Origin of the sequence: Actinomyces qiguomingii, from assembly GCF_004102025.1 — a bacterium.
GTDB classification, from domain to species: Bacteria; Actinomycetota; Actinomycetes; order Actinomycetales; family Actinomycetaceae; genus Actinomyces; species Actinomyces qiguomingii.
Window position 1 is genome coordinate 51039 of the sequence record NZ_CP025228.1, and the last position, 15694, is coordinate 66732.

Consider the following 15694-nt stretch of genomic DNA (forward strand, 5'->3'; position numbering starts at 1 on the left):
AGGCGGTTGGTCAGTATTGTCCGGACGCTTGAAGGACTTCAACATCGGTGATTTCGATGATGCGTCCGTCCGGGAGCTTCACCCGGGCCGGGCTGTCCGGTAAGACCAGGCAGTCGAACGCTTCTTGTTGCCCTCCGTAGCGTGAGCTGCCCGGCTTGAGCCAAGCAAGACGGCGCGGCCCGCATCCCAGGGGCGTGTGTGTGCCGGGTGTGGGTCGTCCTGTGTGCTCCGGTTTGGGGAGCGGGTGTTCAGGTGTTCTCGGGCCAGGTGTCCAGGATGGTGGGGTAGGTGTCGGGGGTGCCGTAGGTGAACACCGCGCCGGTCGTGGTGGGGTAGGCGGCCGTGGCCAGAGCACTGGCCTGGGCCCAGTGCGGCGAGAAGGTGGGGAAGAACAACTTCCAGCCTTGCGAATAGTCATACGGCTCAGGGTGATCCTTGACAGGATGATCCTCACGGGACAGGCCCCCGATCTCGGGGTCCAGGATGTCCGCGCCCATGGCGACCAGACGATCAGCAAACGCACCATCGGTGGCGATGAGTTCAGCGAACTCACTACTGAAAAACGTAAGCCTTACGCCGCCGGTGTCGGGTTGCCAACCGCCAATCCTAATACTGATGGAGGCGCCGTCGGCGCGGTCCACATCCCCGGAGAACAGTGAGAACCTGACACCGGAGGAGTTAGGGCGCGAACGAACTTTGGCGTGCATGATGGCGAGGTATTCCTCCAAGGTGGTGATCTTCGGGTTCGCCGCAGCCTTCGCCTTGACATGATTGGTCTGCCGCCACGGGTCCAGGGTGGGATGCAGACCCCGCAACCACTGAATCAACTCCCAAGACAGCGCGGCCTCCTCCTCCATACGACTCTCCTGACCCGGACGATGCGTCCTGAACGACAACATCCACTTCACAACCATGCCCTGTACCATACCGTCCACTACACACCAACCGGGCAGAACTATCCAGCCAGACCAGGTCCATCCAACGCCTCCGTCTTCCTCATGCGGTAGGAGCGGCGCAAGTAGGGCGGCCCGCATCCCGGGGTGCGTGTGTGTGCCGGGTGTGGGTCGTCCTGTGTGCTCCGGTTTGGGGTGATTTGCTTCAGCGTTCGTGTCCGGTTTTGGGCTGAGGATCAGACCGCATGGGTAGGGTCTTCGTGACACCTTGAGGAGGGTGCGCGATGAGCAGTGATGCTGACACGACGAGGGGTTGGGGGCGTCGGGCCAAGGTGTTCTTGTCGCCTTCGCAGAAGTATGAGATCTACGTAAGGCTGATGCGAGAGGAGGTCACGGTGGGGGCGGCTGCGACCGAGGCCGGAGTGGACCGCTCCACGATCGTGAGGCTGCGGCAGGTCGCCAGGCAAGGCGCCTTGGACGCGTTGTCGGCTTCGCGTCCGGGTTCGTCTGGCAAGTCGGCTCGTGATGTCGAGCTTGAGCAGGCCAGGGCCGAGATCGACCGCTTGACCCGTACGGTGACGGAGCAGGCGGTGAAGTTGGTGGTGCTGGAGAAAAAAGGGGGCTCGGTCTGATGCCCGGTGCCCCGGTCCCCGCCCGGGTGGATGCGCCCGTCAAACAGGGGCTTTTGGAGCTGGTGGACTACGCCACCGGTCAGGGCTGGACCGTGGCTAAGGCCTGTGAGGTCCTGGGACTGGCCGAGCGACGCTACCGGCGCTGGAAACGGCGCCAGAACGGGGTAGGACTGGCCGACGCCCGGCCTGGCGCCGCTGTCAATGCCCTGATGCCGTGCGAGATCGAGGCGATTGTGGACGCCTTCGAGACTTTCGGTGAGAAGGACTTCTCTCACCGTCGCCTGGCTCACCGAGGCTCCTACAACGGGTTGTTCTGGGCGTCGGCCTCCACCGTCCGCAGGGTCCTGAATGACCACGAGCTTCGGTTCAGGCATCCCGCCCGGCCAGCGCGCTCCAAGCGTCGTCCGTTCCCCGACTGGGCGACGTACAAGCCCAACTCGATCTGGATCTACGACTCCACTCACTTCACCGCCTGCGGCATGACTGTGCTGATCATCGAGGATCTGGTCTCACGCAAGTGGATCACCCATGTGGTCTCCAGCGAGGAGACCCACCACCAGGTCCGCCTCGCCTTCGAGCAGGCCCTGGACGCCGAAGGCCTGCTCGAGGCCGCCCTGGAACGAGCCCAGGCCCTGAAGCGCCGGCTGACGCTTGACGGAGACGATGAACTGACCCCGATCCTGTTGGCGGTGTCCGACAACGGCTCCCAGATGATTGCTGCCAACACCCGCAGGTTCATGGCCATGGTCGCCATCGCCCAGCACTTCGGACGGCCGGCGACTCCGACCGACCAGGCCTGGATCGAGTCCCTCAACGGAACACTCAAGGCCGAGTGGCCTCACCTGCTGGCAATCACCGATCCCGCTGTCCTGAGGGCCGAACTCGACTCTGTGCGCACCGAGTACAACAGCCAGCGCTTGCACTCCGGAATCGGCTACGTCACACCCCTGGACGAGCACACCGGGCGCGGGCCGGCCATCCGCAAGGCCCGCCAGGAAGGCCTGAAACGGGCCGCTCAGCAGCGCCTTGCCTACAACCGCAAACAACGAGACAATCAAACCAACCAAGAAGACCACGATGATGTCTGATCCAACCGCCCCAAGCGGACATTAACGCTGAAACAGGTCAGGGGAGCGGGTGTTCAGGTGTTCTCGGGCCAGGTGTCCAGGATGGTGGGGTAGGTGTCGGGGGTGCCGTAGGTGAACACCGCGCCGGTCGTGGTGGGGTAGGCGGCCGTGGCCAGAGCACTGGCCTGGGCCCAGTGCGGCGAGAACGTGGGGAAGAACAACTTCCACCCCTGAACATAGTCATACGGTTCAGGATGACCTTTAACCGGATGACCTTGACGTCTGAGCGAGCCTATCTCGGGGTCCAGGATGTCCGCGCCCATGGCGACCAGACGATCAGCAAACGCGCCATCGGTGGCGATGAGTTCAGCGAACTCACTACTATGAAACCTGAAGGTAACTCCGCCGGTGTCGGGTTGCCAACCGCCAATCCTAATACTGATGGAGGCGCCGTCGGCGCGGTCCACATCCCCGGAGAACAGTGAGAACCTGACACCGGAGGAGTTAGGGCGCGAACGAACTTTGGCGTGCATGATGGCGAGGTATTCCTCCAAGGTGGTGATCTTCGGGTTCGCCGCAGCCTTCGCCTTGACATGATTGGCCTGCCGCCACGGATCCAGGGTGGGATGCAGACCCCGCAACCACTGAATCAACTCCCAAGACAGCGCGGCCTCCTCCTCCATACGATCCTCCTGACCCGGACGATGCGTCCTGAACGACAACATCCACTTCACAGTCATCAGTAGGTCTCCCTTCCCCTGGTGTTCCTCTGTCTGGATCAATGATATCAGCTGATCACGTTTGGTGTGGGTTAGAAATCCGGTGGGACGTGCACCAACTCAATCCCAGCCGGGAAATCCCCCAGTCCCTGCATGTCTTGGAGTAGCTCGAGCATTTCCGGTTCGGCCATATACCAGCGTATAGGCGTGTTAGTACCAGCCGCCAGCACCGCCTCTACCTGACGCTCCGCACCGTCTACCAAATCATCAATTACGTTAGGGGCGAATGGGGTTTTAGTCAGCTCATAGTAGAAGCCCTTGGCGTCATGGAGGACACCATCGTAGAAACCGTCGAACTCCACACCATCAACAATGTAGGAGGTCTCCACACTCACCCCGGAGATCTGCTCCTCATAGGCCTGGGAACGATTCGACCCATAGTTCTTACCCGGCCCCCAAGCACCCGGACCACCATCACTAGCACCCCGAGTCGGGTTGCGCACACCCGGATAGTGATTCCCATCCCGCGGCGCATAAGGACAATCAGCACCCTTACCAGAACCACCGGTGCCTCTACCACCACCGGTGCTGCCTGTTTTGCCGCCGCCGGTGCTGCCTGTTTTGGGTCGGGGTGTGGTGTTGGAGGACCGGGCGGCCCCGGGGGTGCGGGGGGTGCGGGGCGTGGGGGTCGTGGGGCCGGCAGCAGCCATCGCAGGACGAGACCCAAGCCCTTTAAGACTATCGGCGAGGTCATCCATCAACGCGTTGGCCCGCTTGAACAACTTCCCCAAACTACAAGCGGACCTGACCACCGCACTGACCTCACGACGCAGACGCACCGCCCACTCAGACACATCCTCCATCAACGCAGGCGCCGCCCAGATCCCCGCCACCCCCGCAGTCACAAGGGTAAGACCAAGCTTAGTAGTCAACTTCGACAACACATCAGCGATCGCATCACGCACCATGTCATGCACGACCTGCACGATCACCGACGCCACCGTCAACCCCTTGGAAACAGCCCCCGCCAACGACCCCAACAACGACAACCGCACCGCATTATCCAACTGAAACGACTTATACGCCTCCACCGCCAGCGACGACTGCCCAGCCAACCGCACCCGGACCGAATCAGTCAGATCCTCACTACACGTATCCAGCTTCGCCGCAATATTCGCCCACGTCCCAGCACCCGCAGCCACCTGCCCAGGATCACCAGTAAGCTCATACAACCAGGTCTTCAGCGGATCCAAATGCTCAATCGCCCACGCAATCGCAGTACCCAACACCTCACCAATCGGATCAACCACCAACGCCACCGCATCAACCACCGTGCCAAACCCCGCAAACGCATCATCCACCCACGAATCAGTCTCCAACGCATCAACAACATCCCGACCATCCTCAATCAAACGCAGACCCGACAACCCCGTCGACGTATCCTCCGCCTGCACCACCGACGAATCAACACCACCAAAGGAACCACCACCCCCACCATACTCCCCCACAGGCAAACCACCCCCGATACCACGACCACCACCATCACCGAAACCGCTGCTACTACCACCACCACCAAACCCAGCAGCAGCAGTAGCAGTAGCAGTAGTGGCGGTGGCGCCACCAGCACCGGCAGCGTCCACCTCGACCCCACGCCGACTCCTGGTGTAATCATCACCCAGAATGTCGTCATACTTACTCACAACAACCATCCAATCAAATCAACCAACACCGGCACAATCAATGCCGATGCTTGACCACACACGCACAAAACTACCGACCCGCCCACAGCTACCAGCCACCCAGGGCCCTAACCCCAGCGGCCGACTCGGCATCAGTCTCATCCAGCTCCTGCGCCACAGCACGCAGATCCAAACCCGCACCCTCCACACTCCCACCCACAGCCGTCACCGCCGTATCAACAGCCGTAGACAACAACACATACGCCGGCACAAACAAAGGCGAACACAACACCCCAAACGCATCACCCGCCAACGCCCGCCCCGCAGCATCCACCGCCACACTCACACCATCAGCCACCCCCAACGCATCACCACCACCCAAACGCAACACCTCAGTATCAACACCAATACCCCACCCCGCACTCACAACAACCAACTCCCCAACAACCAGAAGAACAAACAAAAAGAAAGACAGTCACTCACAAACACACCAACAACCACCACCCCATCATCGCCTCCCCGACCCGCCCGGAACATCCCACCCCGGAGGCTGCCGCACCGGCCAAGGCGTCACCATCCACGCCGGCCGCCCACCACCAGACCGCCCACCATCAGACTGCCCACCGCTGGAACGCCCGCCATCAGCCTGTCCGCCATAGGCCCCACCGGCAGACCGGGAACCCCCATCCCCGCCCACCCCAACACCAGTGACGGACCGCTCATAATCCTCCAACACCTGCCTACCCAAGGTAGAATCCACACCCACCGTCTCATCAACCACCAACCGCACCTGCTCACCCGCCCGCCTACGCGCATCAGCCATCGCCATCATCACCGCATCCGACAAACCCCGCAACGACAAACCCTCACTGGCAGGCAGGAACGTGATCCCCAACAACCGGCCCGCCACATCAATCTCCACACTCACCTCACGACCCCGCGAACAACCCTTAACCCGGATACCCTCAGCCCGATCCCGCATCCGCACAGCCGCCCGCGCATCACGCCGCGACCGCTCCACATCCGCACGAATCCGCGCCAAACGCTCCTCAAGCGAAGCCTCACCCCAACTCACACAAACGACCATAACGACCCCATAACCCACACACCACCCAAACCCCATGTGACACCCACCACAACCCACCCCCCGGAGCCACCCACCAACACACCCCCCAGTGGTTCGGCGCTATGTCCGAACCATGAGCGGCTGGGTGGAGCGCCTGCTTTCGCCTGCCGACGTGCTGCTCCCGCCGGATCGTCGGCTGGCAGACCACCCGCGAGCCCGTGTGCACCGACCTGGCCCAGGGGCGCCCTGAAAATGGGTATCTGGCAGCGCCAGCGCGAGGGCGCGGACCTAAAAGGGCCTGACCCCGCCACACGCGGCCGGGGTGCGGCTGTACCGGGCCATCCGAGTGCGGGCAGGCCCTGCTCGGACTGTGATGCGGTGGCCTCGGTGGGCACCCGAGGGCGACTTCCTTTCGGCTTCGCTCTGGCCGAGGCCCTGATACTGGCTGTACAAGGCGGAACTGATCCTTGGGCCGCCATTACCTCGACGACCACGGCCCCTGGCAGGGCATCGACGACGCCCGTGTTCGCCACCGCCCAGTGAGCGCAACTGGTCGGGCAACACCCGGCCCCACTCCGCCACAGGCATGCACGCTCCCCGGCGATGGTGTGCAGGACGGCCGTTCATGTCGATTTTCGACCCTGGGAGCACCAAGATGTGTGCGCCTGGCTACTTCGTCACTAACGCGCCCGGGCGGCCGCCTAAGGTCGCCAGCTTTCCAAACCACCAACGCCCCCCGTCGGCACTGGTCAGCTGCCCTCGGCGCGACCTCGGCGCCAATAGCCCATGAAGGCTACCGCCCGCCGGTCCAGCCCCCGTTCGGACACCAGGTGGCGGCGCAGGGCGCACACCGCTCCCGCCTCGCCGGCCAGCCACGCATATACGTCGGCCCGCTTGAGGGCGGCCCCGCCGCGGGCGGTGCGCGGCACCTCCCACAGCAACTCCCGATCGACGTCGATCTCCTCGACCTCCTGCGGCTGCCCCTCCGGGATGAGCTCGGCCGCAGCCCGCTTTACACCCGCCACGAGCCGCTCGCCATGCGGGTGCTCGGCACGTGCGAGCACTCGTACCTCAATGCCCGGATGTGTCGGCAGGTAGGCGGCATCGGCCGCGGTGGGCAGCTCGACGACGGCGATGCCTCGCGCTGTTGTCGGCAGGTCCTCCAGGATCCTGGCGATCGCCGGAGCCGCCGTCTCATCCCCGCCGATCAGGAACCGGCCGGTGACGGACGGCGGCACAAAATCCACCCCGCCGGCTAACACGCCGTCCGGCTGCGCACTCAGCCAGGCCCGCGAAGGCCCCAGCAGCACTGCCGACGTGCCCGGGCGGGCGGCCCCCAGCCAGTGGGCGGCCGGGCCCAGCGGCGTATGCACCACCATGTCCACGTCGACCTGCGTCCCGGCTGTGCCCGTCCGGCTCACAGCCGGCGCGATGGGTGCAAGGTCAGCCTTACCGGCCCGGGCCGCGCCCACGGGCCCGAGTCGTACGGCGCGCGTGGTGTAGGTGCGAATCGGCGGCCGCTGCTCGGCCGGCAGGGCCCGCCAGGCGCCATACCAGTGCGGACCCGTGGGTAGGTGCGCGTAGCCGCCGTCGACGGCGGGCAGCACCAGCTTGATCCGCTGATCCCAGCCCGGGTCGGCGAAGTCCTCCAGCTCCTCCCCGGTGAAGGTCACCCGCCGCAGATGCGGCGTGACATCCACGATCCGAACCACACGCACCGGGAAGAACCGGAACGGGGTAGGCCCAGCTGCGCGTGTGCTCACGTGTTGTCACCAGCAGCGGGAACTTGGGAAAGCAACGGGGTGGCATGCGCGGTCACCGCGCCTCCAGCTGCGTGCGCGTCGTGCCCCGAGTCCTCCGCCCCGACCACGTGATGACGTCCCTTGGGCAGCACCAGCGGCGTGTCCGAAACCGGATCGGTGATCACCTCGGCTTCCAGGCCGAACACTTCCCGCATCAGGCCGGGGCTGACCACCTGTCCGGGCGCCCCCGCGGCCACCACCCGGCCCTCGCGCATGGCGATGACATGATCTGCGTAGCGGGCCGCCAGGTTGATGTCGTGCAGCACCATAACGATGGTGGTGCCGCGTTCCCGGTTCAGGTCGGTGAGCAGATCCAGCACCTCCACCTGGTGGGTCAGGTCCAGGAAGGTGGTGGGCTCGTCCAGCAGCAGCACGTCGGTGCGCTGGGCCAGCGCCATCGCGATCCACACCCGCTGCCGCTGCCCGCCCGAGAGCTCGTCCACGCTCCGGTCGGCCAGCTGCGCCGTGTTGGTGGCCAACAGCGCCTCCTCCACGATCCTCCGGTCCGTGGCCGAGGCGGAGCGGAACAGCCCCTGGTGCGGGTGCCGGGCGCGGCCCACCAGATCGGCGACGACGATCCCCTCCGGCGCGATCGGCTGCTGCGGCAGCAGCCCAAGCCGGGTGGCTAGGCGCTTGGTCGGAATCGTGGTGACATCTCGGCCATCAAGCAGCACCGACCCGGACGCTGGCGCCAGAATCCGCGCCATGGTCTTCAGCAGGGTTGACTTCCCGCAGGCGTTCGCCCCCACAATCACCGTGATGGCGCCCGTGGGCACGGTGATATCGACGCCGTCGACGACGGTGCGCCGCCCATATCCGGAGCGCAGTCGCCGGGTGCTCAGGCTGCGGGCGGTGGCGCGGCCGGATTCGCGGGTCCTGTCGCGTGAATCGGCCGGATCGGTTGGTTTTGCTGGGGCTGCGCAGGCCCCGACCGGTGTCGCGCCGGGCCGGACTTGACCAGGATTCATGCGGAGGTTCCCTCCCGGTTAAGGCGGATGAGTTGAAGCAGCAGGTAGGGGGCGCCGATGATTCCGGTGACCACCCCGACCGGCAGCGCGGTGGGGAACAAATGCTGACCGGCCAGGTCCGCGCCAAGCACTATTGCGGCCCCCATCAGCGCCGACGGCGCCAGCAACGCCCGGTCGGTGCGCCCCACTAGACGGGCGGTGATCGGGCCGGCGAGGAAGGCGACGAATGAGATTGGCCCGGTGGCCGCTGTCGCGAAGGCCGCCAGCGCCACGGTGGACAGCAACAGCACCAGGCGGGTGCGGTTCACATGCACCCCCAGGCCGGTCGCCGTCTCTTCACCCAGCGAAAGCGCGGTCAGATTCCGTCCCAGCGCGAGCAGCGTGCCGCCGAGGACGACGACGGCGCCGCCCAGCACCGGCACCTGCGCCCAGCCGGCGTCCCCCAGCGATCCCGACAGCCAGCGCATGGCGTCGGCGACGGAGTAGATCGAGGCCTTCAACTGCAAGTAGGAGATTACGGAGGAAAACATGGCGGAGATGCCGATGCCGATCAGGATCAGGCGCCCGCCCTGGGTGCTGCCAGACCCCGACAGCAGGTAGATGACCAGGGCCGTGCCCAGCCCGCATACCAGTGCCAGCAGGTTCACGCGCAGGCCGGACCACCCCAGCACCACAATCGCGAAGACCGCCGCCATGGACGCCCCGGAGGTGATGCCGATGATGTCCGGGCTGGCGAGCTGGTTGCGGAGCATCGTCTGACAGGTGCGGCCCGCCATTCCGAATGCGAGCCCCGCCGTCAACCCCAGCAGGGCGCGGGGCAGGCGCAACTGCCCGACGGCGAAGGACGCCCCGGGCACGTCCCGCCCCGCCATCACGGCAATCACTTCGGCGGGGGAGTACCAGATCGAGCCGTACAGCACCATCACCCACCACAGGCAGAACACGAGCAGCGCCAACGCCGTCGTGACGGTAAGGTAACGGCGTCGGCGACGGCGGCGACCCGCCTCGGTGAAACCCGGCCGCGGATCGTTAACGGGAGATCCGCGGCCGACGCGATAAGGACTCGTACCCGGCGCGGCGCAGGTCGCTAAGGATGCGGTTGCCACACCGGGGGTGCTCACAGTTCACGCACCTTAGCGCCACGGGCAATCGCGATCAGAACCGGGGCACCCACGAAAGCGGTCACCACACCCACACTCACCTCACCGGGGCGGGCGATCACCCGCCCCAGCACGTCCGCGAAGGTCAGTAGCGCCGCGCCGCCCAGGGCCGCCAAGGGTAGCAGCCACCGGTTATCCGGCCCCACCAGCATGCGTACGGCATGCGGCACCATCAGCCCGACGAAACCGATCGGGCCGGCCAGCGCCGTCGTCGTCGCACAGGCAATTACGCCAGCGGCCGCCGCCAGCAGGCGGGTGCGGCCCACCTTCACCCCCAGTCCCACGGCCATCTGTTCACCCAGTGCCAGGGAGTTCAGTGGTCGGGCCACTGTGGCGGCCAGGGCGGCGGCCAGCAGCAGGAAGGGGGCGACGGTGGCCAGCGCGGCCCAGGAGCCTCGCCCCAGCGAGCCCACCTGCCAGAAGCGGAAATCGGTCAGCCCCTCGGCTCGCGGCAGCATGATGGCGCTTATCAGCGCGGACAGGGCCGCGCTCGTGGCTACGCCGGCCAGGGCCAGCTTGACCGGTGTGGTGCCGCCAGGCCCGAGCGAGCCGATGGTGTACACGACCACTGCGGTGGCCCCCGCCCCGACCATCGCCACCCACAGGTACTCCCACAGCGAGGATATGTGTGCGAAGGCGATGGCGGCGACAACCGCCAGCGACGCCCCGGTATTGACGCCGAGGATGCCGGGGTCGGCGATCGGATTGCGGGTGAGCGCCTGCATGAGCGCCCCCGATACCCCCAGCGCCGCCCCTGCGACCACGGCGGTGGCCGTGCGCGGCACCCGCTCTGCCACCGCCAGCGCGCCGAGCTCCTGGCCCCTGCCGGTCAGGCCGTCCAGAATCTCCCCGAGACTGACCACGCGCGCACCGAAGGCTATTGAGCACACGATGGCGAGTGCCAGCAGGGCGGTGAGAAGACCGAGCGCCACCAGCGGTCGGCGGGCGCGGACGGGCCGGGAGGACCGGAATTCGCCTGGCGGTTCGGTGGGCGCGCCGGAGGCGGTATCCGACGGCGTAACTGGATCGGGCGGGGCGAGCGGGCCGTGGGCGGTCACTTGTGGTCGCTCAGGAGGCGGCGGCCTTGTCCGCGGCGGCGGCGATCAGGGCGACATATTCCTTGATGCCCCACGGGATGGACAGCGGGCCGGGGTTGGTGGAGGCCGACAGCGGCGCGCCGTTGCCGACGAACGCGACCGCGCCGTTCTTGATGGCGGGGATGGTGCCCACCAGTGAGTCGGCCTGAAGAGCGGCCAGGTCGGAGTTCTCCCCGTAGATGATCATCACGTCCACATCCGCTACTTGGTCGGCGTTTTCGCTGGAGACGTCAATGAAGAAGGTCTCCGGTTCGGCGTCGGAGACGGCCTGCACGGACGCGGGAATGGTCATGCCCAGGTCGGTCATGAAGGCGGTGCGCGGATCGGCGGTGGTGTAGAAGCCGATTGTGGAGGTGTCGGACTGGCTCATGTAGAAGAAGGCCGCCGACTTGCCGGCGATCTGTGGGTACTGGGCGACGGCGTCGTCGATCTGCTGCTCCAGGTCGGTGATGAGGGCATCGCCCTGCTCGGCCAGGCCCATGGCCTGGGAGTTCAGGCGAATCATTTCCCGCCACTTGGTCCCCCAGGGCACGCCGGGGTAGGCAACGGTGGGGGCAATCTTGGTCAAGGTGTCGTAATCCTCCTGGCTCAGACCGGAGTAGGCGGCCAGGATCACATCGGGGTGGGTCTCGGCGATGGCCTCGAAGTCGTAGCCGTCGGTGTCGTCGAACAGTACGGGCTGCTCGGCGCCTGCGGCAACGAGCTCGTCGACCTTCTGCTTGGTCCACTCCATCATGCCGGAGCCGTCCTCCGTGCCCCATTCCTGGCTGGAAAGGCCGGCGGGCATGACGTCCAGCGCCAGCGCGACGTCATGGTTGCCCCAGGCGATGGCCGTGAAGCGGGAGGCGCCGGCGGGGATGACGGTAGTGCCGAAGGCGTGTTCGACGCTGATCTCCCCGGTGGTTACCGCGGTGGCGACGGAAGCGGTGGAGTTGTCGGAGGAATCGGCGGTGCAAGCGGCCAGGATCGCGGCGATGGGTGCGGCCAGGCCGGCCGTCAGGAAGGACTTGCGTGAGACGGTCACAGAGGTCTCGCTCTCGGTCGCGGATAAGTGAACGGCTAGAACATTAGTAGAGGTGAGGCTGTCCTCATAGATGGGATTGCGTGCAATGCCCCACTCCGGGCCCGGGCGGCCAGAGCGTCAGGCGCCTGCGTCGTCACCGCCTCTCGCACCTGCGCCACCGCTGCCGCCCGCGCTACCGCCGCCGCCCGCGCCTCTGCCGCCCGCGCATTGGCGCCTTCGATGGAAGCGATCATTTAAGTTATCCGCAGGGGGCGCACGCCTCCGCCACCAGTTTCTACGCGAAGGAGCGGATATGAGTCAGCAGAGCCACAATGATCCCGGAGCGGACACCGGAATGGATCCCCGCGAGGTGGAAGTGCGCCGGCGCATGGCCGCCCAGGAGCTGTACCTGGATGAGGGGCCGGGCTTGGAGGCGTTGACCGAGCAGCGCATCCGCGGCAAGGAGCTCGCCGCCGCCTATAACGCCACCTCGCCGCGTGACGCCGAGGGGCGCCGACGTCTGCTTGAGGAGATCTTCGACCAGATCGGTGAGTACTTCTGGGTGGAGCCGCCGCTGCACGTCGCCTACGGCAGCCACACGCGGGTGGGCTCACCCGTGTACGCCAACGCGGGGCTGCAGATAATTGACGACTCTCCGGTGACTATCGGCAACCGGGTGATGTTCGGCCCGCGGGTGATGATCGCCACCGCCGGCCATCCCATCCATCCCGAGGCCCGCGACCGCGGCCAGCAGTTCTCCGCACCGGTGGTGATCGAGGATGACGTGTGGATCGGCGGGAATGTGACGATCCTGCCGGGGGTGACCATAGGCCGCGGCTCCGTGATCGCGGCGGGCGCCGTCGTCAACGCCAATGTGCCGCCCATGGTGGTGGCGGGCGGTGTGCCCGCGCGTGTGCTGCGCGAGATCACCGACGCCGACCGCGACTGGTCCTACCAGGCCCCCCGCACACTGCCCGTGCCCGGCAGGCAGACGGAGGGCGACGGCGTCTGAGCGGCCCCGCCAAGACGCCGGCATCCACGGCTTGTCCCTCGCCACCCGGAGGATTGCCATGAGGCGGCCTGCGCGGCGAGGTGCGCCAGGCTTCTCCCTCGCCACCCGGAGGATTGAGTCCAAGGCACGAGTGGCGTCGTCCTAGGTCGTGTTGTGTAAGTCGGAGTGGTGTGAAAACAGGCCGTGACACCTCTCTCACCGCTCCACCCCCTGGGATCCTTGGCCACGGCCAGGCCGGCGACTAGGTCGCTGCTGCTGGATAGCAGCGGAAGACCGCCTCGTCTCTTCAGCCGTCACCTGTGGGTAGGACGCTCGGACCGTCGATCGTCCCATGTCCGTCGACGGATTTGACGGGCCGGTGGCGCGTGGCTGAGCGATAACACGGAAGATCGGCACAAGCGAGTCGGGCACGGGTTCGTAGCGACCCAGGTCAGGCCCGGACAACATGTTGGCCTGGTTCCACACCTCGGGACTCACCCGACTGAAGTCAAGAGTAAAGCGCGACCGCTCAGCCACATGCTTCATGAATACCTTGGAGGTGCGACCATTACCCTCTCGAAAGGGGTGCGCCTGGTTCAAGTAGGCGAAGACCTCGGCGCCGGCTCGTGCGAAGCCGTCACGGTCCAGCCTCATCCAACTGGTGCCTTCAACAAGACTTTGCACGTCGGCCAGGTACCGGTCAATTTTGCACGTCGGCCAGGTACCGGTCAATTTCGCCAGCGCGGACGTCAGCGAAGGAGGAAAAGTTCTTCGACATGTTCACGCTCCGGTACTGACCGGCCCATTCGTAGACGTCTTGGAACAGGTAACCGTGGATCGCACGCACATGGTCGGCGTCATACGTCCTGGGAACGGCAACCTGACCTGACATCAGCTCACGCTGCCGCTGGATAGTCTCGGTATACTCAAATTCCCTAAGCAGTGCTGGGTCACGTTCGTCGAACAGGTTACGCAGAGTCCCCTGCCCCGTACTGGGGTCGTAAGTCTCAGGGTAGAAATACGACTCCCAGGTATCGAACACCATCAGCGCACAGCAGCAAGCGCCCCGCGACGGGCGGCACGACGACGGGCAGCAGCATGGGCGCGACGACGATACTCAGCGGCGTCGATCGCCCCACGGGCCTCGTCGGTCAGGTTCTCCACGTCCTCACGGTTCGGGACCCAGCCCTCGTGCCACGCGCTGGCGAGCGACTGCACAACGGCACGCCGCTGGGCCTGATCAAGATGCTCGAACAGCTCAGGCCAACGATCCTCAACATCGAACTTCTCAGCCATAACAGAACCTCCCACCCCAGCGGTCCAACTTTAATTTTACCGCGCCACCCAAAAACGGTCAAAGGGTGCCTTCGGGTCAATCCGACCTAGCAAGTAGCGCGTCGGGTTGCCATGAGATCCACAACAACGCATAGTCGGCATCGCCGACATCGTTGACCGGTGCTCGGCGTACGACTTCTGCTCTCACGCACGCGTTTAGAGGTTCTTCCGGTTTAAGGGAGTGTTCGCCGAGTTCGGTAGATATAACCATCGAGTTCGGTCGTTATTACCATCGAGTTCGGTCGATATGTAGGTTATTCGTGTTTGGGGGTGTGGTGGATGGGTGGGGTGTGTGGGTGGTGGTTTGTGTGTACGTCCCGGTGGGCGCGGTGGGCGGGGACGGGATGGCTCGCCGTGAGTCTTGGTGGCTTGCGGCGGATCGTGTCCGATGGTTCGGGTGCTGGCCCGACAGTTCGGGTGCTGGCCCGACGGTTGGTGTGTTGCGGTCGACGATTCGTCACTTGTTTCGACGGTTCGAGGGGCGGGCGCACGAGCCGTGGTTGTTCATGCCGAATCGTTGGTGGCACCTGACGAACCCTCCGTCCCGCGATGCCATCTGATGAAACCGCCCCATGGATGTCGAGAACCAGCACCTCACGCCCCAGGGCGCGGCCGCCCGGAACAACCATGCGGAGGCCGTCCTCGGGCGCCTGGCCGCGTTCGAACGCGGGAGGCTGCGTTCGAGTGAGCGAAGAGGCCGTCACACGGCCGACCAGAACACACCGCCGACCACACCCCCAAACACGAAGAGCTCCTTGTCCGATCGGCTGGGACGTCTTTGACGACGGACCGGGCCCGCAGCCCAGCCAGCGCGCAGACCAGCCCGGCCCCACAGTCCAGTCCGGCCGCTGCCAGGCCCGGCCTGGCTGCCGGCCATGCCGGCGACCTCCGCGGCCTAGGTCTAGGGCATCTTGACCGTTGACTTTGGGTGCGCCAGCGTCCAAGGCAACCCCACGGGCCCGAGTCAGTACCCCCACACCCGGACTACCTGGCTGCCGTTGGACAGTCTGGCCGCGGATGGACAGTCTGGCCGCGGATGGACAGTCTGGCCGCGGATGGACAGTCTGGCCGCGGATGGACCACCTGGCTGCGGATGGACCACCTGGCTGCCGTTGGACCACCTGAAACGCGCTCTCAGACGGTCCAACCGCAGAAGCCCGGTCCAACCGCAGAAGCCCGGTCCAACCGCAGTAACGCGGTCCAAGTACTAGGCCAGCAGCCGGCCGGGCGCACACCCGCCCACTACACCCTCAAACCGGAAGAGCCGTTTTAGAGGTTTCCC

The 15694-nt window shown here is 65.6% G+C and carries 15 protein-coding genes; 3 read left to right on the top strand and 12 right to left on the bottom strand.

Annotated elements, in window-relative coordinates:
- Positions 1–248 precede the first annotated feature (248 nt).
- On the bottom strand, positions 249–857 hold the full coding sequence (locus CWT10_RS00220; protein ID WP_103063959.1) for a hypothetical protein: 609 nt from the start codon (positions 855–857) through the stop codon (positions 249–251).
- A gap of 320 nt (positions 858–1177) precedes the next feature.
- On the opposite strand from CWT10_RS00220, the gene CWT10_RS17170 reads away from it, so the two are divergent.
- Both CWT10_RS17170 and CWT10_RS00230 read left to right on the top strand, forming a co-directional pair.
- Positions 1178–1525 carry a hypothetical protein gene (locus CWT10_RS17170; RefSeq protein ID WP_128683166.1) on the top strand — a complete coding sequence of 116 codons (348 nt, stop codon included), beginning with the start codon at positions 1178–1180 and terminating at the stop codon, positions 1523–1525.
- Positions 1525–2613, top strand: coding sequence for an integrase core domain-containing protein (locus tag CWT10_RS00230; RefSeq protein WP_128683167.1), 1089 nt, complete (start codon positions 1525–1527; stop codon positions 2611–2613). Before CWT10_RS17170 ends, CWT10_RS00230 begins: the two co-directional genes overlap by 1 nt.
- 53 nt (positions 2614–2666) lie before the next feature.
- On the opposite strand, the gene CWT10_RS00235 is transcribed toward CWT10_RS00230, so the two are convergent.
- From CWT10_RS00235 to CWT10_RS00270, 8 genes are all read right to left on the bottom strand, one after another.
- Positions 2667–3332, bottom strand: a complete 666-nt coding sequence (locus CWT10_RS00235) for a hypothetical protein (protein ID WP_128683168.1) — start codon at positions 3330–3332, stop codon at positions 2667–2669.
- Between the two features lie 71 nt (positions 3333–3403).
- Positions 3404–5020 carry a Tox-REase-5 domain-containing protein gene (locus CWT10_RS17600; RefSeq protein WP_128683169.1) on the bottom strand — a complete coding sequence of 539 codons (1617 nt, stop codon included), beginning with the start codon at positions 5018–5020 and terminating at the stop codon, positions 3404–3406.
- A gap of 79 nt (positions 5021–5099) precedes the next feature.
- On the bottom strand, positions 5100–5372 hold the full coding sequence (locus CWT10_RS00245) for a hypothetical protein (protein ID WP_128683170.1): 273 nt from the start codon (positions 5370–5372) through the stop codon (positions 5100–5102).
- Between the two features lie 1433 nt (positions 5373–6805).
- The gene (locus tag CWT10_RS00250; protein WP_103062492.1) at positions 6806–7819 is read right to left on the bottom strand and encodes a siderophore-interacting protein; all 1014 of its coding nucleotides are present in this window, start codon (positions 7817–7819) and stop codon (positions 6806–6808) included.
- Positions 7816–8826 (bottom strand): ABC transporter ATP-binding protein, encoded by a 1011-nt coding sequence (locus tag CWT10_RS00255; RefSeq protein ID WP_103062491.1) that lies wholly within the window; start codon positions 8824–8826, stop codon positions 7816–7818. Before CWT10_RS00255 ends, CWT10_RS00250 begins: the two co-directional genes overlap by 4 nt.
- On the bottom strand, positions 8823–9947 hold the full coding sequence (locus CWT10_RS00260; protein WP_233188065.1) for a FecCD family ABC transporter permease: 1125 nt from the start codon (positions 9945–9947) through the stop codon (positions 8823–8825). Before CWT10_RS00260 ends, CWT10_RS00255 begins: the two co-directional genes overlap by 4 nt.
- Positions 9944–11044: a FecCD family ABC transporter permease gene (locus CWT10_RS00265; protein WP_199176321.1), complete on the bottom strand. Its 1101-nt coding sequence runs from the start codon at positions 11042–11044 to the stop codon at positions 9944–9946. The genes CWT10_RS00260 and CWT10_RS00265 overlap by 4 nt, the downstream gene beginning before the upstream one ends.
- A 10-nt stretch (positions 11045–11054) precedes the next feature.
- Positions 11055–12107, bottom strand: a complete 1053-nt coding sequence (locus tag CWT10_RS00270) for an iron-siderophore ABC transporter substrate-binding protein (RefSeq protein ID WP_103062490.1) — start codon at positions 12105–12107, stop codon at positions 11055–11057.
- Between the two features lie 292 nt (positions 12108–12399).
- Between CWT10_RS00270 and CWT10_RS00275 the strand changes: the two genes are divergently transcribed.
- Entirely contained in the window at positions 12400–13098 is a 699-nt protein-coding gene (locus tag CWT10_RS00275; RefSeq protein ID WP_233188064.1) for a sugar O-acetyltransferase, read from the top strand.
- 195 nt (positions 13099–13293) lie between these two features.
- On the opposite strand, the gene CWT10_RS17815 is transcribed toward CWT10_RS00275, so the two are convergent.
- The 3 genes from CWT10_RS17815 to CWT10_RS00285 form a co-directional block, all read right to left on the bottom strand.
- Positions 13294–13731, bottom strand: a complete 438-nt coding sequence (locus CWT10_RS17815) for a Fic family protein (RefSeq protein WP_199176320.1) — start codon at positions 13729–13731, stop codon at positions 13294–13296.
- Positions 13732–13777: 46 nt separating this feature from the next.
- Positions 13778–13969 (bottom strand): Fic family protein, encoded by a 192-nt coding sequence (locus tag CWT10_RS16995; RefSeq protein WP_199176319.1) that lies wholly within the window; start codon positions 13967–13969, stop codon positions 13778–13780.
- Positions 13970–14121: 152 nt separating this feature from the next.
- Positions 14122–14373 (bottom strand): antitoxin VbhA family protein, encoded by a 252-nt coding sequence (locus CWT10_RS00285; protein ID WP_103062489.1) that lies wholly within the window; start codon positions 14371–14373, stop codon positions 14122–14124.
- Positions 14374–15694: the final 1321 nt, after the last annotated feature.

Bases quoted from the DNA above. Each gene is read 5' to 3' on its own strand.
- CWT10_RS00220 (WP_103063959.1), bottom strand. From the start codon at position 857: ATGGAGGAGGAGGCCGCGCTGTCTTGGGAGTTGATTCAGTGGTTGCGG.
- CWT10_RS17170 (WP_128683166.1), top strand. From the start codon at position 1,178: ATGAGCAGTGATGCTGACACGACGAGGGGTTGGGGGCGTCGGGCCAAG.
- CWT10_RS00230 (WP_128683167.1), top strand. From the start codon at position 1,525: ATGCCCGGTGCCCCGGTCCCCGCCCGGGTGGATGCGCCCGTCAAACAG.
- CWT10_RS00235 (WP_128683168.1), bottom strand. From the start codon at position 3,332: ATGACTGTGAAGTGGATGTTGTCGTTCAGGACGCATCGTCCGGGTCAG.
- CWT10_RS17600 (WP_128683169.1), bottom strand. From the start codon at position 5,020: ATGGTTGTTGTGAGTAAGTATGACGACATTCTGGGTGATGATTACACC.
- CWT10_RS00255 (WP_103062491.1), bottom strand. From the start codon at position 8,826: ATGAATCCTGGTCAAGTCCGGCCCGGCGCGACACCGGTCGGGGCCTGC.
- CWT10_RS00275 (WP_233188064.1), top strand. From the start codon at position 12,400: ATGAGTCAGCAGAGCCACAATGATCCCGGAGCGGACACCGGAATGGAT.
- CWT10_RS17815 (WP_199176320.1), bottom strand. From the start codon at position 13,731: ATGAGGCTGGACCGTGACGGCTTCGCACGAGCCGGCGCCGAGGTCTTC.
- CWT10_RS16995 (WP_199176319.1), bottom strand. From the start codon at position 13,969: ATGTCAGGTCAGGTTGCCGTTCCCAGGACGTATGACGCCGACCATGTG.
- CWT10_RS00285 (WP_103062489.1), bottom strand. From the start codon at position 14,373: ATGGCTGAGAAGTTCGATGTTGAGGATCGTTGGCCTGAGCTGTTCGAG.